The sequence below is a fragment of the Labrys monachus genome, from assembly GCF_030814655.1.
Classification (GTDB): Bacteria; Pseudomonadota; Alphaproteobacteria; order Rhizobiales; family Labraceae; genus Labrys; species Labrys monacha.
Genome location: NZ_JAUSVK010000001.1, coordinates 320,495 through 343,096 on the forward strand (window position 1 = coordinate 320,495; position 22,602 = coordinate 343,096).

22 protein-coding genes are annotated in these 22,602 nt (G+C 66.0%); 12 read left to right on the top strand and 10 right to left on the bottom strand.

Annotation, left to right across the window (positions count from 1 at the left end; genetic code table 11):
* The first annotated feature begins 1 nt into the window (after nt 1).
* Together J3R73_RS01475 and J3R73_RS01480 are read left to right on the top strand one after the other, a co-directional pair.
* On the top strand, nt 2–739 hold the full coding sequence (locus tag J3R73_RS01475) for an amino acid ABC transporter ATP-binding protein (RefSeq protein WP_307437001.1): 738 nt from the start codon (nt 2–4) through the stop codon (nt 737–739).
* A 32-nt stretch (nt 740–771) separates the two neighbouring features.
* Nucleotides 772–1,122 (top strand): hypothetical protein, encoded by a 351-nt coding sequence (locus tag J3R73_RS01480; protein ID WP_307421705.1) that lies wholly within the window; start codon nt 772–774, stop codon nt 1,120–1,122.
* Nucleotides 1,123–1,198: 76 nt separating this feature from the next.
* On the opposite strand, the gene J3R73_RS01485 is transcribed toward J3R73_RS01480, so the two are convergent.
* Both J3R73_RS01485 and J3R73_RS01490 read right to left on the bottom strand, forming a co-directional pair.
* Nucleotides 1,199–1,954: an IclR family transcriptional regulator domain-containing protein gene (locus J3R73_RS01485; protein ID WP_307437003.1), complete on the bottom strand. Its 756-nt coding sequence runs from the start codon at nt 1,952–1,954 to the stop codon at nt 1,199–1,201.
* A 275-nt stretch (nt 1,955–2,229) separates the two neighbouring features.
* A complete protein-coding gene (locus tag J3R73_RS01490; RefSeq protein WP_307421707.1) occupies nt 2,230–3,171 on the bottom strand; it encodes a dihydrodipicolinate synthase family protein in 942 nt (313 codons plus the stop codon).
* Nucleotides 3,172–3,342: 171 nt separating this feature from the next.
* Between J3R73_RS01490 and J3R73_RS01495 the strand changes: the two genes are divergently transcribed.
* The 4 genes from J3R73_RS01495 to J3R73_RS01510 all read left to right on the top strand — a co-directional run bounded on the left by J3R73_RS01495 (nt 3,343) and on the right by J3R73_RS01510 (nt 7,513).
* Nucleotides 3,343–4,479 carry an NAD(P)/FAD-dependent oxidoreductase gene (locus J3R73_RS01495; RefSeq protein ID WP_307421708.1) on the top strand — a complete coding sequence of 379 codons (1,137 nt, stop codon included), beginning with the start codon at nt 3,343–3,345 and terminating at the stop codon, nt 4,477–4,479.
* Nucleotides 4,480–4,632: 153 nt separating this feature from the next.
* The gene (locus J3R73_RS01500; protein ID WP_307421709.1) at nt 4,633–5,712 is read left to right on the top strand and encodes a caspase family protein; all 1,080 of its coding nucleotides are present in this window, start codon (nt 4,633–4,635) and stop codon (nt 5,710–5,712) included.
* Nucleotides 5,713–6,233: 521 nt separating this feature from the next.
* Nucleotides 6,234–7,001: a helix-turn-helix transcriptional regulator gene (locus tag J3R73_RS01505; RefSeq protein WP_307421711.1), complete on the top strand. Its 768-nt coding sequence runs from the start codon at nt 6,234–6,236 to the stop codon at nt 6,999–7,001.
* A gap of 50 nt (nt 7,002–7,051) precedes the next feature.
* Nucleotides 7,052–7,513, top strand: coding sequence for a nuclear transport factor 2 family protein (locus tag J3R73_RS01510; protein ID WP_307421713.1), 462 nt, complete (start codon nt 7,052–7,054; stop codon nt 7,511–7,513).
* 261 nt (nt 7,514–7,774) lie between these two features.
* On the opposite strand, the gene J3R73_RS01515 is transcribed toward J3R73_RS01510, so the two are convergent.
* The 6 genes from J3R73_RS01515 to J3R73_RS01540 all read right to left on the bottom strand — a co-directional run bounded on the left by J3R73_RS01515 (nt 7,775) and on the right by J3R73_RS01540 (nt 12,657).
* Nucleotides 7,775–8,512: an amino acid ABC transporter ATP-binding protein gene (locus J3R73_RS01515; RefSeq protein WP_442358284.1), complete on the bottom strand. Its 738-nt coding sequence runs from the start codon at nt 8,510–8,512 to the stop codon at nt 7,775–7,777.
* Nucleotides 8,424–9,179 (bottom strand): amino acid ABC transporter permease, encoded by a 756-nt coding sequence (locus J3R73_RS01520; protein WP_307421716.1) that lies wholly within the window; start codon nt 9,177–9,179, stop codon nt 8,424–8,426. Before J3R73_RS01520 ends, J3R73_RS01515 begins: the two co-directional genes overlap by 89 nt.
* Nucleotides 9,179–9,853 (bottom strand): amino acid ABC transporter permease, encoded by a 675-nt coding sequence (locus J3R73_RS01525; RefSeq protein ID WP_307421718.1) that lies wholly within the window; start codon nt 9,851–9,853, stop codon nt 9,179–9,181. Before J3R73_RS01525 ends, J3R73_RS01520 begins: the two co-directional genes overlap by 1 nt.
* A gap of 122 nt (nt 9,854–9,975) precedes the next feature.
* The gene (locus J3R73_RS01530; protein ID WP_307421719.1) at nt 9,976–10,785 is read right to left on the bottom strand and encodes a transporter substrate-binding domain-containing protein; all 810 of its coding nucleotides are present in this window, start codon (nt 10,783–10,785) and stop codon (nt 9,976–9,978) included.
* Nucleotides 10,786–11,115: 330 nt separating this feature from the next.
* Nucleotides 11,116–11,883 (bottom strand): SDR family NAD(P)-dependent oxidoreductase, encoded by a 768-nt coding sequence (locus J3R73_RS01535; protein ID WP_307421720.1) that lies wholly within the window; start codon nt 11,881–11,883, stop codon nt 11,116–11,118.
* Nucleotides 11,884–11,898: 15 nt separating this feature from the next.
* Nucleotides 11,899–12,657: an SDR family NAD(P)-dependent oxidoreductase gene (locus J3R73_RS01540; protein WP_307421721.1), complete on the bottom strand. Its 759-nt coding sequence runs from the start codon at nt 12,655–12,657 to the stop codon at nt 11,899–11,901.
* 147 nt (nt 12,658–12,804) lie between these two features.
* Between J3R73_RS01540 and J3R73_RS01545 the strand changes: the two genes are divergently transcribed.
* Genes J3R73_RS01545 through J3R73_RS01555 form a run of 3 tightly spaced genes read left to right on the top strand, consistent with a single transcriptional unit; the run spans nt 12,805 to nt 16,618 of the window.
* The gene (locus J3R73_RS01545) at nt 12,805–13,773 is read left to right on the top strand and encodes a 3-hydroxyacyl-CoA dehydrogenase (RefSeq protein WP_307421724.1); all 969 of its coding nucleotides are present in this window, start codon (nt 12,805–12,807) and stop codon (nt 13,771–13,773) included.
* Nucleotides 13,770–15,467, top strand: a complete 1,698-nt coding sequence (locus J3R73_RS01550) for a 2Fe-2S iron-sulfur cluster-binding protein (protein WP_307421726.1) — start codon at nt 13,770–13,772, stop codon at nt 15,465–15,467. Before J3R73_RS01545 ends, J3R73_RS01550 begins: the two co-directional genes overlap by 4 nt.
* The gene (locus tag J3R73_RS01555) at nt 15,467–16,618 is read left to right on the top strand and encodes an NAD(P)/FAD-dependent oxidoreductase (RefSeq protein WP_307421728.1); all 1,152 of its coding nucleotides are present in this window, start codon (nt 15,467–15,469) and stop codon (nt 16,616–16,618) included. Before J3R73_RS01550 ends, J3R73_RS01555 begins: the two co-directional genes overlap by 1 nt.
* 235 nt (nt 16,619–16,853) lie before the next feature.
* On the opposite strand, the gene J3R73_RS01560 is transcribed toward J3R73_RS01555, so the two are convergent.
* Together J3R73_RS01560 and J3R73_RS01565 are read right to left on the bottom strand one after the other, a co-directional pair.
* Nucleotides 16,854–17,675, bottom strand: coding sequence for an IclR family transcriptional regulator domain-containing protein (locus J3R73_RS01560; RefSeq protein WP_307421730.1), 822 nt, complete (start codon nt 17,673–17,675; stop codon nt 16,854–16,856).
* 14 nt (nt 17,676–17,689) lie between these two features.
* Nucleotides 17,690–19,144, bottom strand: coding sequence for an NAD-dependent succinate-semialdehyde dehydrogenase (locus tag J3R73_RS01565; RefSeq protein WP_307421731.1), 1,455 nt, complete (start codon nt 19,142–19,144; stop codon nt 17,690–17,692).
* 288 nt (nt 19,145–19,432) lie between these two features.
* Between J3R73_RS01565 and J3R73_RS01570 the strand changes: the two genes are divergently transcribed.
* The 3 genes from J3R73_RS01570 to J3R73_RS01580 all read left to right on the top strand — a co-directional run bounded on the left by J3R73_RS01570 (nt 19,433) and on the right by J3R73_RS01580 (nt 22,597).
* Complete coding sequence (locus tag J3R73_RS01570; RefSeq protein ID WP_307421732.1) at nt 19,433–20,797, top strand: ABC transporter substrate-binding protein; 1,365 nt, start codon at nt 19,433–19,435, stop codon at nt 20,795–20,797.
* A gap of 61 nt (nt 20,798–20,858) precedes the next feature.
* Nucleotides 20,859–21,764, top strand: coding sequence for a carbohydrate ABC transporter permease (locus J3R73_RS01575; protein ID WP_307421735.1), 906 nt, complete (start codon nt 20,859–20,861; stop codon nt 21,762–21,764).
* Entirely contained in the window at nt 21,761–22,597 is an 837-nt protein-coding gene (locus tag J3R73_RS01580) for a carbohydrate ABC transporter permease (protein ID WP_307421738.1), read from the top strand. The genes J3R73_RS01575 and J3R73_RS01580 overlap by 4 nt, the downstream gene beginning before the upstream one ends.
* The last annotated feature ends 5 nt before the right edge of the window (nt 22,598–22,602 follow it).

Sequence of the window (22,602 nt, forward strand, 5' to 3'; positions counted from 1 at the left end):
GATGATCGCGGTGCGCAATCTCGACAAATATTACGGCCGCTTCCATGTCCTGCGCTCCTGCACCCTCGACGTGGCGGACGGCGAGGTCGTGGTGATCTGCGGGCCGTCCGGATCGGGCAAGTCGACGCTGATCAAATGCATGAACGCGCTGGAGACGTTCGACGGCGGCGAGATCGTCATCGACGGCGTTTCCGTCGGCGATCCCGCCTGCAACCTGCCGAAGCTGCGCTCCAAGGTCGGCATGGTCTTCCAGCAATTCGAGCTGTTCCCTCATCTCGACGTCGAGCAGAACATCATGCTGGCGCAGCGGCGGGTGCTCGGGCGCAGCCTCAAGGAGGCCCGCGACCGGTCCCGCCAGCTGCTGGAGCGCGTCGGGCTCGCCGCCCACGCCCTGAAATATCCCTCCGCCCTGTCCGGCGGCCAGCAGCAGCGCGTGGCGATCGCGCGGGGCCTGGCCATGGACCCCAAGGTCATGCTGTTCGATGAGCCCACCTCGTCGCTCGACCCGGAGATGATCGGCGAAGTGCTCGACGTGATGATCCAGCTCGCCCGCGACGGCATGACCATGGTCTGCGTCACCCACGAGATGGGATTTGCCCGCCATGTCGCCAGCAGCGTGGTGTTCATGGACGAAGGCCGCATTCTCGAGCAGGCCGATCCCGCCACCTTCTTCGACCACACCGCCAACGAGCGCGCCCGCCGCTTCCTCGACAATGTCCTGCATCCGAGCGGCCTCTGACGCATCGTGCAGGGCCTGAAATGGAGAACGAGATGTCCGCCAAGATTCAATGGGTGAAGCCCGAGGACGTGGAGAAGACCTGGCTCTATCCGGACAGGGAATACAGCTACCGGCTCGTCACCAGCGCCAAGCAGGGCGCGCCGCTCTCCTTCCATGTCACCACCTATCTGCCCGACTGCGATTCGATCGTGGAGGGGGACGGCGAACACGACACCGTGCTGTACTGCCTTCACGGCTGGGCACGGCATGTCGACCTGATGGAGGAGCGCGAATGGGAATTCCGCCCGGGGCAGGCCGTCTATCTGCCCAAGACCTATAAATATCGCCGCATCGTCGGCTCCGCCGGCATGACCGTGGCCGTGGCCTGCACGCCATCGCGATAGAGGCTGCCGGTCGTCCCTGCATCGGGCGGGCGTTTCGCGCTCGCTCCCGGAGGCAGGAGGCGGGGACGGATCCGCCCTATGCCAGCAATTTTCCGAGTTCGGCCTGCATCTTGAGCAGGCGGGGCAGCACGTCCTGGACCAGGCTTTCCGACGTCACGCGCATGGCCTGGGCGCCGACATTGGCGGCGGCGACGACGGCGCCGCGGCTGTCATGGATCGGTACGGCGATGGAGCGCAGGCCGATTTCGAGCTCCTCGTCGATCAGCGCATAGCCCTGCTGGCGCACCTTGGCCAGTTCCTTCATGAGCTCGGCCGTGCCGGTGAGGGTCCTGGGCGTGTGCTTCTCGCGCTTGACGGCGTCCAGCCGGCGGCGGGCCTCATCCTCCGGCAGGGCGGCCAGCATGACGCGGCCCATCGAGGCGCAGTAGGCCGGCAGGCGGCTGCCGACATTCAGGCCGATCAGCATCACCCGGCGCTGGGCCGATCGGGCGACATAGACGATTTCGCCGCCATCGAGGATGGAGGCGGAGGACGATTCGTGGACGGCTTCGGAAAGCTGCTCCAGGAAAGGCTGGATGATGCGGGGCAGGGGCGTCGAGGAGAGATAGGCGTAGCCGAGCTTGAGGACATGGGCCGTCAGCCGGAAGAACTTGCCGTCGAACTCGGCATAGCCCCCCTGCACCAGGGTCAGGAGGCAGCGCCGCGCCGAGGCGCGCTCCAGGCCGGTCAGCCGGGCCACATCGGCGATGCTGAGCTTCTCGCGCTGCTGGTTGAACGTCTCGATCACCGACAGGCCCTTGGCGAAGCCGGCGATTAGATCCCCCTCGCGGATACGCAATTGCGAACTCATAACTCCCCCCGCGGGTGTGCGATATTCGAACGTACATGCACGCATCGCACTTGGCCAGCAGAAGCTTTGACCGGCCCGTCAGAAGCTTGTCGGAGCGTAAACTGTTCGTTTTGAGAACAGTTGTGCGCAAAGAGGAGGTCTGCTTCGGCAGATGTTCCGCCACCGGCGCAGGGCGGGCGCATCAGCGGGGGATTCGTCGGCGGGGCGCAGATCGAGCGCCCCGCCGAAGCCGGCGAGGGACCGGCTCGGGCCGGCCTCTACGCGGCCTTGACTTCGAGCCTGTCCATGAGGGCGTCGAGTTCGCCCATGATCGCCACCAGCTTCTCGCGCCGGGCGATGCCCTCGGCGCCGAGGTCGGCGAATTTGGTCAGCGGCTCGCGCACATCGCCCATCGGATAGCCCGCGGCGGCGGCGAGGGCCTTGGAATAGCATTGATGGCCATAGGTCGGATGGCCCTCGGCGATGATGTGATCCATCCGGTTGATCAGGACCTGGATCGCCTTGGCGTCGTCGAGGCGGCCGGACACCAGATAATCCCAGATGCGCGCGGAGGCGCGCGGGATGTAATTGCCGTAGGGATTGACATAGCCCACCGCGCCCAGTCGATAGCTCTCGACGACGCGTTCGCCGGCGAAGACGTTCATCACGCCCTGCGTCTGCTCGACGATGTCGTAGACGCGGCCGACATCCATGCTCGCTTCCTTGATGTAGCGGACGTTCTCGAAAGCCTTGGTCATCCTGGCCACGAGCTTGGCGGGCATGTCGACATTGGTCGTCACCGGGTTGTTGTAGAGCATGATCGGGATGGTGACGGCCTCGGAGATCGCCTTGTAATAGTTGAAGATCTCGTCATGGGTGGGGGTGTAGTAATAGGGCGGGACGATCATCAGCCCGTCGGCGCCCAGTTCCTCGGCTTCCCGGGAATAGCGCACCGCATTGGGCGTATAAGCGTTCATGGTGCCGACCATCACCAGCATGCGGCCGGCGACATGCTTGACGGTGGCTTCGACATACTGGCGGCGTTCCTCGTCGGTGATGGTCAGGAACTCGCCGGTGGTGCCGAGAATGATGACGCCGGGAACGCCGCAGGCGATCTGCCAGTCGAGGAAACGCTTGAGGGCGGCTTCGTCGATGCTCTTGCCGTCGGAGGTGAACGGGGTGACGGTGACGCTGTGACTGCCGCGAAACTGCTTGGTCATCGGAATATCCGGATCGATCGGTTGACAAGAGGGCGATCTGCAGGCCTGCACCCGCGAAAGGACCTTCTGGGAAGGCCGGATTCACAGGAAGACGTGTTCACCCAGCGAACATTTGTTACTATAGCGAACGGCTTGATGTAAGCAAGGCTGTTGGCCAGCAACGAGGCGTTGATGTCTGATGTTATCGTGATCGGCGGGGGCCTCGCGGGATGCGCCACCGCTTTCTATCTCGCCGCGGACGGCGTGGCGGTAACGCTGCTGGAGCGGTCGGACCTGAACACCTTCGCCTCCGGCTCCAATGCCGGCAGCCTGCACGCCCAGATCCCGCACGATCCCTTCGTCACCAAGGGCGAGGCCTGGGCGCGGGTGTTCTCGCCCACCATCGGCCTGCTTTCGCGCTCGATCGCGATGTGGCGGGAGCTTCCGGCCGTGCTCGGCACGGATCTCGAGATCGGCCTGAAGGGTGGCCTGCTGGTCGCCCCCGACGAGCGGCAGATGAGGGATATCGAGCGCAAGGTCGTGTTCGAGCGCGCCGAGGGCCTGAACGTCGAACTGCTCGACCGCCCGGCCTTGCGGCGCCTGGCGCCCTACCTCGCCGACCACATCGTCGGCGGCGCCTTCTGCCCGGACGAGGGCAAGGCCAATCCCTTCCTGATCGCGCCGGCCTTCGCCGCGGCCGCCAGGCGGCTCGGCGTCGAGATCCGGCGCCATACCGATGTGCGGGGCATCGAGCGGGAGAGAGGCGGCTTCGCCGTCACCACCGACAAGGGCGTGTTCCGGGCCGGCCGCGTCGTCAACGCCGCCGGGGCCGAAGCCGGGCGCATCGCGTCCATGCTGGGCATCGACCTCGCCGACGTACAGGGCTTTCCGATCCAGGCCAGCGCCACCGAGCAGGTCGGCCCGCTGGTGCCGCATCTGCTCTATTACACCGGCGAGAAGCTGACGCTGAAGCAGAACGGCGTCGGCACGCTCCTCATCGGCGGCGGCTGGCCGGCACGGCCCGGGCGCCATGGCGTCCCCATCGCCGACCCGGTGTCGCTCGCCCGCAATCTCGCCGTCGCCGTGTCGGTGGTGCCGGCGCTGGCGGGGGTGAGGGTGGTGCGGACCTGGGCCGCCATCGTCAACGGCACGGATGACTGGAAGCCGATCCTGGGAGAGATGCCGGGAGCGCCGGGCTTCTTCGTGAACTTCTTTCCCTGGATGGGATTCACGGCCGGCCCGATCGCCGCCCGCATCGTCGCCAGCATGGTGCAGGGCAGGACGCCGCCGGTTGACGTCGACCTGACGCCGTTCCTGCCGGGGCACTGACCGGGTCATGAACGGTCTGTATTCCGAGCGTCGGGGGGAAGCAACGAAATCGCGATATCTCTATTTCCAGAGTCCGTATTTTTTGCCATTCTGGCAGATATCGGCGTGGGGGAGGGATGTATGCGTCGGCAAATATCATGCGCCGGTGTCGCGTTGATCGGCTACGTGCTTTGCATGGGAGCGGCCCTGGCGGACAAGCGCGTCGCATTACTGATCGGGAACTCTCATTACACCGCGGTTGGTGCGCTGAACAATCCCGGAAATGACGTCGGCGCCATGGCATCTGCTCTGAAAGGTGCCGGCTTTACGATCGTGCATGCAAACATAGACCTCTCACGCGAGGCGATGGTGAAAGCGTTGCGCTCGTTTGAAGACGAGGCGACGGTCGCGGATATCGCCGTCATCTATTATTCGGGCCACGGCATGGAAATGAACGGCATCAACTATCTGGTGCCGGTCGACGCGCGCCTGGCGTCTGACCGTGACGTCGAGGACGAGACGATTACACTCGATCGAGCGCTTCGGGCGATCGACGGAGCAAGGCAGCTGAAGCTGGTTATTCTCGATGCGTGCCGGAACAATCCATTTCTGCCGAAAATGACTCATACCGCCGCAACGCGGGCCGTGGAGCGGGGGCTCGCCCGAGTCGAGCCCTCGACCGTCAATACCCTCATCGCCTTCTCGGCGAAGGCGGGGACCGTGGCTCAGGACGGCGACGGGGCCAACAGCCCCTTCACCGCTTCCTTGATCAAGCATCTGGTCGAGCCCGGGGTCGACATAAGGCTGGCCTTGGGCGAGGTGCGCGACGACGTCATGGCGAGCACCGGGAACCAGCAGGAGCCGTTCGTCAACGGCTCGCTCGGCGGCAGGACCATCGCCTTGGCAGAAGGTCAACCCAATGCGAGACCTCCGTCCATACCCGACGCCGTATCGTCGCAGAACGCGGCGCCGACCCTGCCCCGCCAGATCACGACAAAGGGCTTCAACGGCAGAGACTATGTCGAAGGCGTTTTCGTGCGCGATGGCACGACGCTCTGGGAGGAGCGGAACTCGCAATGGGGGAAGGCCGCGTTTCACTTCCGTGCCCTGCAGCAATCATCCGCAGAGATAATCCTGTATGACCCCTCCAGGAAAATGCTGCTGCGTTTCGATCTCGTAAACAAGACAAGCGCCTGGCGGCTTGAGAAGAGTAGCGAATGGGTCCCTCTGTACGACATCGTCAGCATGAAGTGATGCGCAGAGGGGGAGATTCGTACCGGGTGCGGAGCCGTGATGATGGCTCCCCTCTTCTCGTGGCGCGGCAATATCCCTCCTGTCGGCAGCGGCGAGATTGCGCCGCGCCGGCCCTCCCGCGTCCTTAAGCCGCCTCTTCGTGAACAGCGGCCTCGCCGGAAAATGCTCTGGCTCTCGATAGGCTAGCTCGGACGTTCGGGCTCATCCCAACGGCTGCTTACCGCTCCCAGGCGAATTCAGGAGGTCGGCGTACCAGGCCGTGGCCGTGCCATCGCCTGAGCCGGTTCTTGGACAGCCTGGAGGCAGGCTGTGCGAAACTATCGATTTATGGACGATGCGGCCCGGCCGGCGGCTGTCGGCCACGTTCGGTCACTCGCCGATGCATGGGGCGCTCTCGAAAGCCGACGTAAGTCGATCTATGCTGCGGAATATTGAGGTAACGGCGGTGTCGCGAACACGATGAGATTGCCGTCTGGATCGCACGTTTTAGCGTACAAAGTTTGCCAAGGAAGATTCGGACCATGTCGAGAACGAGTCGCCTATTTGAACTGATCAATGTGCTGCGTGCACGCAGGACGCCCGTTACGGCTCTATATCTAGCGCGTGAACTGGGTATTTCCCAGCGGAGCGTATACCGGGACATTGAAACGTTGCGTTCGCTCGGAGCGCCTCTCGATGGACAAGCGGGTATCGGTTATTGTTTGGGAGAAGGGTTTTTTCTTCCCGAATTCGCATTTTCATCGGACGAACTGGACGCGCTGATCCTTGGTCTAGGCTGGGTGCGGCAGCGGGCCGATCCTGCCTTGGCGCAAGGCAGCGAAAGCGCTTTGGCGAAAATACTTTCCGCGCGAAACAGCGGGTCCTCAATGAACGGTGAACCACCGGCTCTCGTAACGGCGGCCTCGGCGTCTGAGCGCATGGACCCTCCGCAGGTCGCACTCTTGCGCGATGCCATTCGTCGGCAACGCAAAGTCGCGATCAGCTATGAAGACGCTCACGGCTCGTTATCGGATCGCACCATCTGGCCGATCGCTATCGTCTATTTCGACGATGTGCGTGTATTGGCGGCCTGGTGCGAACACAGATCGGCCTTCCGTCACTTCCGCGTCGATCGAATGCACCTGAGGACGATTTCGGAGGAGCGCTACCCCGGGCGACGCCAATCGATCGTGAGGCAGTGGCGGCAGCAGGATCGTGACTGGCGTTCGATCCTGACAGTTTCTGACACATCGACACGCTACCCATTGGCGGGCGCCCTCCCTCCCGGTGCGATGTCAAAGGAAGGATAAATGCTCTTCTCCGGTTCGAACCCATGGCGGCGCGGTGGGGGAGCACAATCTTGCGTAACGCAACTATCTCAATGAGTTTATTGATCCCGGTTTCTGCGCAAGCTGCTCCGGATCCGGTGAAAAGCGAAGGATCAGTTATGACCAATCACGAGTCCTGGAAGCTGTATGAAAAATACCTAGGCGCATGGAATACAACCTCGATCGAGGAACGTTTGAAAATCGCCACCGATGTTTTAAGCGAGAACATTGAATATCAAACCGCTAGATATGATTTGTGCACCGGTCGATCGCAAGTCATTGAAGATATGGCCACGTTTCATGAGAGATTCCCGGGCGGTCATTTCGAAATAGGCGACGTCTCCTCGCATCACAATGTGGCTGTATTAACTTGGGTTATCATCCAGGCAGATGGTAAGGAGTTTGCCCGTGGACTTGACCAGATTGCCGTTGATCGCAACGGACAGATTTCCAAAATTACGACCTTTGCGCCATCTGTAAAAGATCCGAATTAAACTCTTGGAAAATTGTATTTGGAGATTACTCATACTGCTTTTTAGGTGGAGCAGCTGGGATTGCCGATATCATGCTGTAACCTCTGAAGCGTATCGACAGTCTGCGTTTTTGCGCAGCCTGCCTCGCAACGCCCCGTTTTGGAGTGAGAGGGCGGCCCGGCTTCGCCGTGACAGATTGGGGGCCGGAGGAGAGGCCTCCGGCGCCCGTGCGTCGAGACCGGCATGTTCGAGATCCCGGGCGATGGCCGGCGCTACCGGGCTCTAATGCCGCAGGATCTTGCTGACGAATTCCTGCGTCCGCGCTTCCCTGGGGGTCTCGAAGATATCGCGGGGCGAGCCGGTCTCGACGATCCGGCCCTTGTCCATCATCACCACCCGTGTCGAGACCTCCTTCACGAACGCCATTTCATGCGAGACGATCAGCATGGTGATGCCTTCGTCCGCCAGGGAGCGGATGGTGTCGAGCACCTCGGTGACGAGTTCGGGATCGAGCGCGGCGGTCACCTCGTCGAGCAGCAGGATCTCCGGCTTCAGCGCCAGCGCGCGGGCGATGGCGACGCGCTGCTGCTGGCCGCCGGAGAGCTGGTCCGGATAGGCATGGTGCTTTTCGCCGAGGCCGACCTTGGCGAGAAGCGTCGTCGCTTCCCGCATCACGTCGGCCTTGGGGCGCTTCTTGATCTTGATCGGCGCGATGGTGACGTTGCGCATCACGTCCATGTTCTGGAACAGGTTGTACTGCTGGAACACGATGGCCATGCGGTCGCGCATCGAGCGCAACTGGGCGCGCGAGGCATAGTCGATCCGGCCGCCGTCGATGCGCACCTGGCCGGCTGTCGGCGGCAGCAGGCCCATCAGCACCCGCAGGAAGGTGCTCTTGCCCGAGCCGGACGGGCCGATCAGGCTGATGACCTCACCCTTGTTCACCGACAGGTTCACGTTGGACAGGACCGGGACCTGCCCATACGCGCTGCATAGATTCTCTGCTTCGAGAAGTGGCAAGGCGGTTCTCCAGATAGGTGCCGAGGCGGCTCAGCGGGTAGGACATCACGAAATAGCAGACGAGGATGATGGTGTAGACGAGGGCGGGCGAGAACCCGCGGCCGACATAGTTCTTGCCCGCGAAGGCCAGCTCCATCACGCCCATCTGCGAGGCGAGCGCCGTGTCCTTGATGAACATCACCATATAGGCGAAGCCCGGCGGCAGGATCACCTTCCAGGCCTGCGGCAGGATGATGAGGAACAGCGTGCGCGCATAGCCGAAATTCATCGCCTCCGCCGCCTCGCGCTGCGGCTTGGGCACCGATGCCATGCCGGCGCGGATGATCTCCGACATGAAGGCGGTGGAGAGCAGGCAGATCGAGACCACCGCGATGGCGAAGAGCGGCATGTCGCGGCTGATCGCCTGCACCCCGAACATGACGAGGAACAGGATGACGAGGAAGGGGATGCGCCGGAAGATCTCGACATAGAGGAGAGCCACGGCGCGCAGGGGCAGGAGGCTGCGGGCCGTCGTGGAGCGGATCGCGGCGACGATGAAGCCGAAGACGAAGCCGGACACGCAGCCGATGATCGTCAGCCCCAGCGTGCGGCCCATGGCCTGCAGGATGAAGATGGCGTTGTAATAGGTGAAGAAATTGGGGGCGTCCGCGACGATGCGATTCCACATCAGAAGATCCTCGCTTTGACGCGGAAGGCCCAGCGCCCGACCAGGGCCAGCGTGATCGAGGCGATGAAGGTCAGGCCGATATAGATGACCGCGATCACCGAATAGGTCTCGATGGTGCGCAGGTTCTGCGTCGAGATGTTGATGGCGCGCCCGGTGAGTTCCTCCACGCCGAACACCGCCGCCATCGAGCTTCCCAGCACCAGCCAGATGAAGAAATTGCTGAGCGGCGCATAGATGGTCTTGGCGATGTGCGGCAGGATGACGTAGCGCACCATCTGCGGACCGGACATGCCGAGCACCTGCGCCGTCTCGATCTCCTCGCGCCGCACCGAAACGATGCCGCCGCGCAGGATGTCGGTGAGATAGGCGCCCGAATTCAAGGTCATGCCGATCACCACCGCCGTCATCGGCGACAGCAGGATGCCCGCATCGGGGAGCGCGTAGTACAGGAAGAAGATCTGCACGAGCGCGGGCGTGTTGGTGAAGAAGATCACATAGGCATTGATCAGCCCGCGGATCGGCCGGGCGCCGTAGCTTTTGCCGAGCGCGCCGAGCAGGCCGATGCAGGCGCCGAGCCAGAAGGACAGGAACGCGATTTCAAGCGTCAGGACGGCGCCGTCCAGGAGGTAAGGCAGCTTGGCGACGACGACGCTGAATTGGAACGTGTAGTGCAACGGTTGCGGCCTCCATGCCATCCGCCCGGGCAGGGGCAAGACCATGCTGCCGCAAGAGGGGCGGCAGCGCCATCCCTCCCGGCTCCCGATCGCTGCAAGGGAGGGAGCCGGGAGGGCGCGGTTCAGAAGTAGGGGGTCGGCACGACCGGCTTCAGCATCGGCTGGCCATACCATTTCTTCCAGGTGTCGTTGACGTATTCGCTCGAATGCAGGTCGTAGAGCAGCACGTTCAGGAAGTTGCGCAGCCCGTCATTGCCCTTGGAGACGCCGATCGAATCGTAATTGGTGAAGATGGTGTCGTTGAGGGTGCGCCACTTCACGTCCGGATAGCTCTTGGTGAAGGACAGGAAGAAGTCGATATTCTCGATGATGGCGTCGCCGCGGCCCTGCGCGACGGCGCGTACGGTGTCGGCATTGTTCTCGACCAGCAGCACCTTGGCGTTGGGCAGCTTGTCCTTGAGGAAGTCGACCGACCAGTTCCCGCGCATGTTGACCAGCGTGTACTTGTCGGAATTGAAGTCCGTCCATTTCTGAGTGGTGTTCTTGTCGGTGGTGAGCACCGCCATGGATTCGGTATGGAGCGGCACGGTGAAGTCGATCAGCTTGGCCCGCTCGGCCGAGCGGGTGAGGGCGCCGAGCGAGATGTCGATCTGGTCGGCGACCAGATAGGGCACGCGCTGGGCCGTTTCGGTCGGCACGAACTCGGCCTTCACGCCAAGCGCCGCGGCGATCTTGTTGCCGACGTCGATGTCGAAGCCCTCGAGCTCGTTGGTCTTGCCGTAGGAGCTCATCGGCGGGAAATTCGGATTGATGCCGACGCGGATGGTCCCGGCCTGGATGATCTGGTCGAGCGTCCTGGCTGCCGCGGGCTCGGACACCAGTGTGGCGCCGATGAGCGCCGCGGCGGCGAATGAGAGAAGTTGGCGCAGCATGAAATCGTCCTCCTCGGCCGGGCGTGCCGGCGCGTGATGTTACCCTCTGCCAGAGCGGGGCGGCCTATCGGCTTCAGTCTCCAGCCTGCGGCGACATGCTGGCAATCAACGGCTTCCCGGTCAATTGAAAATGTACGTCCTGCGAACATTTGTGCGAAATAAGAACGGCGCGCGACTTGCCGCATGGCGGGGAAAGCCGGCATTTGGCGGGAGGGCGGATGGCGGGCCGATCGCCGATCGACCGCTTTTCGGCAGGCTAGGGCGTTTGCGGGACGGACGATCGGGGGATCGCCCCACCGATCTCGCCGTTCCCTGTGGGGCCGGCGGCTGTCAGCGGATATAGGTGGCGCCGTTGACGTCGAGCGTGGCGCCCGACAGATGCCGCGACCGGCCGCTGGCCAGGAACGCCACGAGATGGCCGATATCCTCCGGCGGCACCCATTCGCCCATGGCCAGGCCCGCGAAGATCTTTTCGGTGCCGCCCTGCGTGGCCGCGAAGCTTTCGGACATCTGCGTCGCCACCACGCCGGGGGCGATGATGTAGGTGAGGATGTTGTCGCGGGCATGGGCGCGGGCGACCGTCTGCGCCATCGCCTTCACCGCCGCCTTGGAGGCGGCATAGGCCATCGTGGCCGGGTTGGTGACGCCGCGCTGGGCGCCCCAGCTGGAGATGGTGACGAGAATGCCGCCGCCATGGTCGCGGTAATGCTTGACGGCGCGCCGGACCAGGCGGGCCGGCGCCAGCACGTTGACCTGCAGCGTCTCCGCCCACACCGCGTCCCAGGTCTCGTCGCTCTCGTCGACGCCGCCGTTCCACAGCAGGATGGCGGCATTGTTGACGAAGACGTCGATCCGGCCGCGCCAGGCCTGCGCTTCGTCCCAGAGCCGCTCGGCGGCGGCGAGATCGTGCAGATCGGCCTGGACGAAATGCTTGCGCTCCGCCGGCAGGCCGGCAAGCGCCGCCTCGGCGCCGGCCCGGTCCGAGCCGTAATGGGCGATCACGAAGGCGCCCTCTTCCCCGCAGACGCGGGCGATGGCGGCGCCGATGCCTTTCGAGGCGCCGGTGACGAGGATGGTTCTGCCGTCGAGGCTGGGCATGGTCACTCCTATGGCTCAGGCCAGGCCCGCATCGACGGGAAGAAGCTCGCCGGTGATGCCGCTGGCGAGATCGCTGGCGAGGAAGAGCGCGGCCTTGGCGACTTCGTCGGCCGTGGCCAGGCGCGCAAGCGCGTTGTCGGCGCCGAGCCTGGCCAGCGCCTCCGGTTCGGACGGGCCGCCGGCGGCGGCGCGGGCGCGGATGCGCTGGAGCAGGGCGTCGGTGGCGATCGGGCCGGGGGCGATGCCGTTGACGCGGATGCGGTAGCGGCCGAGATCCTGCGCTGCCGCCCTGATGATGCCGAGCGCCGCATGTTTGGAGGCGGTGTAGAGCATCTGGCGGGGATGGGCGAGGAAGGCATTGATCGAGGCCATCACCACGATCGCGCCGCCCTTCTCCTTCATCGCGGGCGTGGCGTGCTTGATGGTGGCGGCGACGCCGCGCACATTCACCGCCATCACCCTGTCCCATTCGGTCATGTCGAGGCCCTCGCTCTCGCGCCAGGGCGGTACCAGCCCGGCATTGGCGACGACGACGTCGATACGGCCGTGGCGGCGCAGGGCCGCCTGTATCGCGGCTTCGATCGTGGCCTCCTCGCCGACATCGGTGTCGAGGGCGCTGAAGCCGGCCGGCAGCGCGGCGCCGGCGCTGGCCTGGGGAAGGTCGAGCACATGGCCGACCGCGCCCTCGGCGGCGAAGCGTTCGGCGATGGCGAGGCCGAGGCCCCTGCTTCCGCCGGTGATGAGGGCGACGCGGCCGTCGAGAAGGGTGGGCATGGCATTCCCCGCGCGGTAGGAGCCTGACGATCCGAATGCGCTTGCGCATTGTCTCGGGTGTTGTAAATCTGTGTACAAGAGTTCGCAATGCGAACGCAATCGCTGCCAGAGGCGATTGCCATATCCAGAAGTCCCACGGTAGCAGCCATGAATCCAGCCCCGCCCGATCCCGCCAGGCCCCGCAGGGCGATCGCGATCATCGGGGGCGGCAGCATCGGCGTCGCCTTCGCCATCGTCTTCGCCAGGGCAGGGCACGAGGTCAGGCTGAGCGAGCCGGATGCGGGCCGGCGCGCCGCGATCGGCGGCATCCTGGCCGCACGCCTCGGCGATCTCGATCGCTATGGGCTGGTCGACGAGCCGATCGAGGCCGTCATCGGCCGGGTCGAGCTGGCGGACAGCCACGCTCGCGCGGTGGCGGGCGCCGCCTATGTCCAGGAATGCGCGCCCGAACGGCTCGATCTCAAGACGGCGCTCTTCGCCGAACTCGTGCGCCTGGCGCCCGAGGACGCCGTGCTGGCGAGCGCCTCCTCGGCGATCACCGCCTCGGCCTTCGCCGCCGGCCTGCCGGGCCGCGAGCGCATGCTGGTGGTGCATCCGGGCAATCCGCCCTTCCTCATCCCGGTGGCGGAAGTGGTGCCGGCCCCCTTCACCGCCGAGGCCAGCATTGCCTTCACGCAGGAACTCCTCGCCGGGGCGGGGCTGACGCCGGTGCTCATCCGCAAGGAGGTCGAGGGCTTCGTGTTCAACCGCCTGCAGGGCGCCCTGCTGCGCGAGGCCTATTGCCTGGTCCGCGACGGCGTCGTTTCGGTGGAGGATGTCGACCGCATCGTGCGCGACGGGCTCGGCCTGCGCTGGTCGGTGATCGGGCCGTTCGAGACGGTGGATCTCAACACCTCCGGCGGCATCGCCTCCCACGCCGTGAAGATGGGGCCGGCCTATGCCCGCATGGGCGCCGAGCGCGGCCAGCACGATCCGTGGACGCCGGACCTCGTCGAGAAGGTCGCGGGCGAGCGGCGGGCCGTGCTGCCGCTGGAGCAATGGGCCGAGCGCGTCGCCTGGCGGGACCGCCGGCTGATGAGCCTCGTCCGCCACCGCAAGACGGAGGCGGACGCATGAGCGGCACCATCACCATCACCTTCGAAGGCGAGCCCGTCGAGGCGCGCGAGGGCGAGAGCCTCGCCGCGGCGCTGACGGCCCACGGCATCGATGCCTTCCGCACCACGCGATGCGAGGCCGAGCGCGGCCTCTTCTGCGGCATGGGCGTGTGCCAGGACTGCCTCGTCGAGGTCGACGGCAAGCCCAACCAGCGCGCCTGCATGACCAGGGTCGACCGGCCGCTCTCGGTGCGGCGCGAGGCCCACGCCCGGCCGCTCGCCCCGGCGATGCAGGGACAGCCGCCGGCGACGATCGGCGACGTCGAGGTGCAGATGCCCGAGATCCTCGTCATCGGGGCCGGGCCGGGCGGGCTGTCGGCGGCGATCGCCGCCCGCCGGGCCGGGGCGCAGGTGCTGGTCGTCGACGAACGCAGCCAGCCCGGCGGCCAGTATTTCAAGCAGCTGAGCGTGGGCGCCGAGGCGGGGCCGCCGCCGGATCGCCAGCATCGCGAGGGCGCCGCCCTGATCGAGGAGGCGCGGAGCCTCGGCGTCGAATTGCGGTCCGGTGTCACCGTCTGGGGCGCCTTCGAACCGAACGAATTCGCCGCGACCGCGGCGGGCCGCCCGCTGCGCCTCCTGCCGAAGGCCGCCATCGTCGCCACCGGCGCCTATGAGCGCGGCTGGCCGGTGCCGGGCTGGACGCTGCCGGGCGTGATGACGACCGGCGCCGCGCAGACCCTGTGGCGCACGGCCCGCCGCCTGCCGGGCCGGCGCGTGCTGATCGCTGGCAACGGCCCGCTCAATCTCCAGCTCGCCGCCGAACTGATCGAAGGCGGCGCCGAGGTGCCGGCGGTGGTGGAAGCCGCGCCGCGTCCGGGGCTCGCCCGCCTGGGCGCGCTCCTGGCGATGGCCAGATCCTCCCCGCGCCTGATTCGCGACGGCCTGCGCTACCACGCCGCCCGGCGCTCGGGCGGCGCGGCGATGGTCCACGGCATGGTGGTCGCCGGCATCGAGAAGACGCCGGCCGGCCTGCAGGTGCGGCTCGCGCCCGCCGCCGGCACCGGCGCGGAAAGGCGTTACGAGGTCGATGCGGTCTGCCTCGGTTATGGCTTCGAACCCTCGAACGAACTGCTGCGGGCCCTCGGATGCGGCCATGATTTCGATCCTGTCCGCCGCCAGCTCGTGACCCGGCGCGACGCGCGGGGGCTGACGGACATGGCCGGCGTCTATGCGCTCGGCGACTGCACCGGCCTCGGCGGGGCGCGGGCGGCGCTGGCCGAGGGAACGATCGTCGGCCTGGCCGCTGCCGCGGCCCTCGGCCATGCCGCTCCGGCCGGCTCGCGGGCCGCGTCGCGGCGCGCCGGGAGGGATCTCGCCCGCCATCGCGATTTCCAGAAGGCGCTCTGGAGCCTCTATGCCGCGCCCGCCTATTCCTCGAAGCTGGCGACCGCCGATACGCTGATCTGCCGCTGCGAGGAGGTCTCCTTCGGCCAGATCGAGGAGGCGCTCGGCGAGGAGATGGAACTCATCGGCGCGGTGAAGCGGCGCACCCGCGTCGGCATGGGCCGCTGCCAGGGCCGCTATTGCGCGCCGGTGCTGGATGCGCTGCTGGCCGAGCGCTTCGGCCGGCCGCGCGACGAGTTCAGCGGCTTTGCGCCCCGCATCCCGGTCAAGCCTGTCGCCATCGGGGATCTCGCCGGTCCGGGGGCGGGCTGATGGCATCGCCCCATCCCGTCGTCGGCGAGATCGAGGTGCTGGTGATCGGCGGCGGCGTCGTCGGCTCCTGCCTGGCCGGCTTCCTGGCGGAGGACGGCGTGGGGGTCGCGCTGATCGACGACGGGCGGATCGGCGGCTCGAACGCCAATGCCGGCAGCCTGCATGTGCAGATGCAGAGCCGGTTCATGCGGCTCTACCCGCAGAACGTGCCGGGCATGGAGCGCCAGCTGCCGCTCTATCCCAAGGGCGTGGCGGCCTGGCAGGCGCTGGAAAAGAAGCTCGACGCGCATTTCGACCTCAAGATGACCGGCGGCCTGATGGTGGCCGAAAGCCTCGACCAGCTCGAATTCCTGAGGGTGAAGGCCGCGCGCGAGCGCGAGCTCGGCCTCGAAGTCGAGGTGCTCGGACGGGCCGAGCTCGACCGCATCGCGCCCTATTTCGGGGAGAGCGTGGTCGGCGCCGAGCTCTGCGCCGACGAGGGCAAGCTCAATCCGCTGCTCTGCAATGCCGCCATCCGCCGGTGGATCCTGGCCCGCGGCGTCGTGCTGATCGAGGGCGAGGCGGCGGGACCGATCCGGCGCGAGGGCGCCGGCTTCGTCGTCGAGACCAAGCGGGGGCCGATCCGGGCCGGCCGCGTGGTGCTGGCGGCAGCCTCGGGCAGCAAGGCCCTGGCGGCGGGGCTCGGCGTCGCCATCCCGGCCGAGCCCGAGCCGCTGCACATGAACATCACCGAGCCGACCTCGGCCATGATCGGCCATCTCGTCCAGCATGCCGACCGCATGATCACGCTCAAGCAGTTCGGTACCGGCCAGATCGTCATCGGCGGCGGCTGGCCGGCCCATCTGGCCGGCGAGCGGCGCCACCCCACGGTGGAGCTCGCCAGCCTGATCGCCAATGCCACGCTGGCCCAGCATATCGTGCCGAGGATCGCGCCGCTGCGCATCATCCGGACCTGGGCCGGCATCAACACCGCCGTCGACGGCAAGGGCGTGCTCGGCCCCGTCGGACCCGTCCCCGGTCTCTTCGCCGCCATACCCGGCGATGCCGGCTACACGCTGGGGCCGCTGTCGGCGCGGCTGGTGGCGGAGATGATGGCGGGCCGAGCCCCCGGCGAGGACATGGCGCCGTTCTCGCCGGACCGGTTCGGATAGTTTGATCGCAGGCGAAACGGGCCTATGCGCTGACTTGGCCGGGTAAGGCGTGACTTTGGAGGGGCGATCACCCGATCGCCCTTCTTGGAAACGCAGAGTCCGCCGGAGAGGAAGAGGTCGATCGGTGATCGACCCTCCGACCGCGGGCCTAACCCCTATAGGCGATTTTGAGCCGTCTGCGTCGACGTCCAGGCCCTCGTCCCCCTGCCGGGAGAAGGCGCCTTATTCTCGCAGCCTACATCTGCAGGGCCCGCGTGATCTGGTTCGAGGCCGCCTGCGTCTCGGCCAGCACGCGCGTGCGCATCTCCTCCGGCGTGATGCGCATGCTCGGGCAGCACACGTTCAGGGCGGCGACGATCTTGCCCTGGCCGTCGCGGACCGGCACCGAGAGCGAGCGCAGGCCGACTTCCAGCTCCTGGTCGACGATCGACCAGCCCTGCAGCCGCACCTCGTCGATCAGGCCGCGCAACTGCACCTTGGAGGTGATGGTGTTGGGCGTGAACTTGGTGAGCGTCATCTCGTCGAGATAGTGGTGCAGGAGATCGGGAGGCAGGGCCGCCAGCAGCACCCGTCCCGTCGAGACGCAATGGGCCGGCACGCGGCTGCCGATGTTGATGCCGACATTGACGCGCCGGTTGGAGGTGGCGCGCGCGACATAGATCACCGAATCATGATCGAGCACCGCGGCGAAGCAGGATTCCTGCAGCTTTTCCGACAGCTCGTTCATGATCGGCTGGGCGACATCCCAGATATCCATCGAGGACAGGGCGGAGAAGCCGAGTTCGAGGATCTTGGGGCGCAGGTTGAAATGCTTGCCGTTGGTGTCGACATAGCCCTCGCGCACCAGGGTCAGCAGGAAGCGGCGGACGGTGGCACGCGTCATGCCCGTCGCCTGCGCCACTTCGCTCAGCGTCATCTTGGGCGTGCGCCGCGTGAAGACCTTGATCACCTCGAGGCCGCGGGCCAGCGAGTTCACGTAATCCCGGTCGCTGGCGTCTCCGGCCGGCGAATCGACCGCGCCCGCCGGGTCGTCCAGCACGGGAATATCATCCTTCACGTCGACGGCACCCCTCAATTGATATCGCCCAGACACAGATATTTTAGCTCGAGGAACTCTTCAATGCCGTGGCGGGATCCCTCGCGACCGATGCCCGACGCCTTCACGCCTCCGAAGGGCGCACCCTCATATGCCGTAATTCCGGCATTGACGCCAACGATACCGAATTCGAGGGCTTCGCCCACCCGCCACATGCGCTTGAGATCCTGCGTGAAGAAATAGGCGGCAAGCCCGAATTCCGTATCGTTTGCCAGGGCAACGACTTCCTTTTCCTCGGCAAAGCGGAAGATCGGCGCCACCGGCCCGAAGGTCTCCTCCCGCGAGATGCGCATCTGCGCCGTCGCCTCGGCCAGCACCGTCGGCTCGTAGAACGTGCCGCCGAGGGCATGGCGCCTGCCGCCGGTGACGATGCGCGCGCCCTTGGCCAGCGCGTCGGCGACATGGTCCTCGACCTTGGCGACGCCGGCTTCGTCGATCAGCGGTCCCTGCTCGACGCCGGCCTCGAAGCCGTCGCCGACCTTGAGGGCCGAGACCACTTCGGCGAAGCGCTCGACGAAGGCGTCGTAGATGCCGTCCTGCACATAGATGCGGTTGGCGCAGACACAGGTCTGGCCGGCATTGCGGAATTTCGAGGCGACCGCGCCCTGGACCGCCACCTCCAGCGACGCGTCGTCGAAGACGATGAGGGGCGCGTTGCCGCCGAGTTCGAGCGAGACCTTCTTGATGGTCCCGGCCGCCTTGGCCATCAGCTCGCGGCCGACTTCGGTCGAGCCGGTGAAGGTGACCTTGCGCACGATCGGGCTGGTGACGAGTTCCTCGCCGACCACGGATGCGGCTCCGGTCACGACGCTGAACACGCCGGCCGGAAGGCCGGCCCGCTCGGCGAGATCGGCCAGGGCGAGGGCCGAGAACGGCGTGGCGCTGGCCGGCTTCAGCACCATGGTGCAGCCGGCGGCGATGGCGGGGGCGGCCTTGCGCGGGATCATCGCCATCGGGAAGTTCCAGGGCGTGATCGCGGCGCACACCCCGATGGGCTGGCGGATCGCCATCATGCGCTTGTCGGCCACCGGGGCGGGGAACGTCTCGCCGGCGACGCGCTTGGCCTCCTCGGCGAACCATTCGAAGAAGGCGGCGCCGTAGAGGATCTCGCCGCGGGCCTCGGGGAAGGGCTTGCCCATCTCGGCCGTGAGGATGCGGGCGAGGTCGTCGGCATTGGCGACGATGAGATCGTACCAGCGGCGCAGGATGGCGGCGCGCTCCTTGGCGGGGCGGGCGGACCAGGCGGGCAGGGCGGCCTGCGCCGCGAGGATCGCCGCCCGGGTCGCTTCGCGGCTCGCCTTGGGAACGGTGCCGACGACGGCGCCGGTGGAGGGGTTCGTCACGGTGATGACCCCCTCGCCTGCCGCCTCCCAGCGTCCGTCGATGAAGCAAGCCTGGCGAAGGAGCGAGGGGTCCTGAAGCGTCTGCATGACAAAATTCCCGGATGGTCGAAGCGGAGCGCACGCTAGTCCGTCGAAATTCATTTGTCATCATCTGCGAACGAATGTTCGCACAATGAACAAATTCATCCCGGCATGATCGGGCGCGGCGATCCCGCGCTCTTCTATGGCGGCCGTACGGAACACCCGGTGGATCCGGTCGGCATTTTGGTACTTTTACGTTTTCCGCTTGCCAATTTCCGGGAGCGAGTGTCACAATAGCGAACATGCGTGCGCATAGCGAATGAAACAGGCGTCGCACGCCAAGAGGGGATGAGCATGAAATCGACTGAAATTCGGCTCGGTGGAACTTCGCTGTCGGGCGTTTCGCGGCGTACGGTCCTGCAGGGACTCGGCATGGCCGGTCTTGCGGCCGGCGTGTCCCTGCCTCTCGGCAGCGGGGCGCGCGCCGCCGGCACCGCGACCCTGCGCTGGTGGTCGCCGCAGGCTTCGCCCGACCAGCTCAAGATGTACCAGTCGCAGATCGCCACCTTCGAGGCGGCTCATCCGGGCGTGAAGATCGCCTTCGAGCCGACCTCGGACGAAGGCTATCCGGCCCAGCTCGCCGCCGCCTTCGCCTCCAAGCAGCTGCCCAACATCGTGACGCATCTGCCGTCCTTCGCCGCCCAGAACTATTACGGGCAGGGGCTCCTCGAGCCGATGGACGACGTGATCAAGGCGATCGGCGAGGACAAATATTTCCCCGGTGCCAACAATGTCTACAAGACGTCCGACGGCCATTATTGCGGCACGGCGATCGGCAACACCGCCGCCGACATGCTCTGGCTGCGCAAGGACCTGATGCAGAAGGCCGGCATCGACAAGGCCCCGGCCACCTGGGACGAGCTCCGCACCGCCTGCCAGAAGATGCAGACCGGCGGCATCTTCGGCGCGCCGCTGCCCTACGGCCTCAATTCGATGACCTCTCTGATCTTCATCGGCTTCATCCACCGGGCCGGCGGCCAGGTGTTCACGCCCGACCTCGCCGTGGCCATCGACAGCCAGGCCACCTATGACGCCCTCGACTTCTACAAGTCGATGCGCGAGTTCTGCCCGGCCGGCGCCACCAATTACAGCTGGGGCGAGAGCCTCACCGCCTTCGTCTCCGGCGCCACGGCGACCGGCATCTATGCCGGCCGCGTGCTCGCCAACGTCACGGCGCAGAACCCGTCCATCGCCGATTTCGTCACCTGCGCGACCTATCCCACCAAGTCGGCCGACATTCCCGCCTGGACCTTCAACGACTTCCCCTCCGTCTTCATCCCCAAGGGCGTCGACAATCTGGCGGAGACCAAGGCGTTCGCCGCCTTCCTGTTCGAGCCGGCCGGCTATATCCCGCAGCTGCACGCCGCGCCCGGCCACATCCTGCCGGTGCTCAAGACGATCGCCGAGGATCCGGCCTATCTCGCCAATCCGATCATCCAGAAATACAAGGCCGAAGTCAGCCTGATGTCCTCGGCCGCCGCCGCCGGCAACAATCTCGGCTTCGAGACCGCCCAGCACAAGCCGAACCTGAAGGCGAACGAGATCATCGCCTCCAACGTCATCGCCGAGCTCGTGCAGCGCGTCGTCCTCAACGGCGAGGAGCCGAAGGCGACCGTCGGCGACATCGCCAAGAAGCTCGACGACCTGATGAAGGCCTGAGACGCCCGGGAGGAGCGGCCCCCGCCGCTCCTCCGTCGACCGGTTTTGTGAGAAGACGGACATGGCATCAGCGACGCGAGCGCCGCAATCCCCGCTGGAGAAGCGCTACGCCCGTCTCGGCGTCCTGCTGATCGCGCCGACGGTGCTGACCATGTGCGCCGTCATCATCTATCCGCTCGTCTCGGCGCTCTATCTGTCGCTGTTCTCGATCTACACGCCCACCCTCAAGGGCCACTGGGTCGGCGCGGACAACTATATCCGCGTGTTCGGCTCGCGCGAGTTCTGGAGCGCGCTGGGCGTCACCGCGACCTGGACGGTCGGCACGCTGGCCGCGCAGATCGTCCTGGGCGTCGGCATGGCGCTGCTGCTCAACCAGAACATCCTGTTCCGCTCGCTCGCCCGCAGCCTGGTGCTGTTTCCCTATTTCGTCTCCACCGTGGTGGCCGTGCTGATCTGGCGCTGGCTGTTCAACGACCTCTACGGCATCCTGAGCCATCTCCTGATCGCCGCCGGCATCATCGCCGTTCCCATCGACTGGCTCGGCAAGATGCCGAACGCCATGGAGAGCCTGATCGCCGTCGGGGCGTGGAAGTTCTTCCCCTTCGTCGTCATCGCCGTGCTGGCGCGGCTGCAGACCATTCCCGAACAGCTCTACGAGGCCGCCACCATCGACGGCGCCGGCCCGTTCGGGCGCTTCTTCGACGTGACGCTGCCGCAGCTGCGCGAGGTGCTCACCATCGTCATCCTGCTGCGCACGATCTGGGACTTCAAGGAGTTCGACCTGATCTATCTTCTGACCGGCGGCGGCCCGGTGAACAACACCCGCACGCTGCCGCTGATCGTCTACCAGCAGGCCTTCGGCCTCAACCAGATGGGCATGGCGGCGACCTATGCGGTGGCGATGATGCTGGTGATGCTGGTGTTCATGCTGATCTATCTCTACCGGGCGCGGAGGGCGGCGCTGTGAGGGCTTCCCGCCAGCAGAAGAGCATCCTGGTCAATCTGGTGACCTGGGCGCTGGTGCTCGTCATCTCCTTCCCGCTGATCTGGATGGTGGTGACCTCGCTGCGGCCGCAGACCGAGCTCTTCCAGATCCCGCCCACCATCATCCCGCGCTCCGTCACCTTCGAGCACTACGCCAAGCTGCTCGAGGAAACGCCCTTCCTGCGCTATTTCATGAATTCGATGGTGCTGGCGACGGCAACCACCGTCGTGGTGATCGCCATCGGCACGCTCGGCGCCTACAGCCTGGTGCGCTTTTCCTATCGCGGCCGCGAGACGCTGGCGGCGATGGTGCTGTTCACCTATCTGCTGCCCTCGGTGGTGCTGATCATTCCGCTCTATCTGATGATGGTGAAGCTCGGCCTCGCCAACACGCTGACCAGCCTCGTCATCGCCTACACCACCTTCGCTTTGCCCTATGCGCTCTGGCTGCTGCGCTCCTTCATGGCCGGCGTGCCGGAAGACCTCGAATCGGCCGCTCTCGTCGACGGCGCCAGCCGCATGGGCGCCTTCTTCGACGTGATCCTGCCGCAGGCGCTGCCCGGCATCATCTCGACGGCGCTCTTCACCTTCATCCTGTCCTGGAACGAATATCTCTACGCCCTGGTGATGGTGAACTCGGACGAGGTGCGCCCCCTCACCACCGGGGTGATGAACATGCTGATCACCTCCTTCAACATCGAATGGTCGCTGCTGATGGCGGCCTCCGTGATGATGAGCATCCCGCTCATCATCATCTTCGCCTTCCTGCAGAGCTATCTCACCCGCGGCTTCGGCGCCGGCGGCGTGAAGGGCTGAGCGCC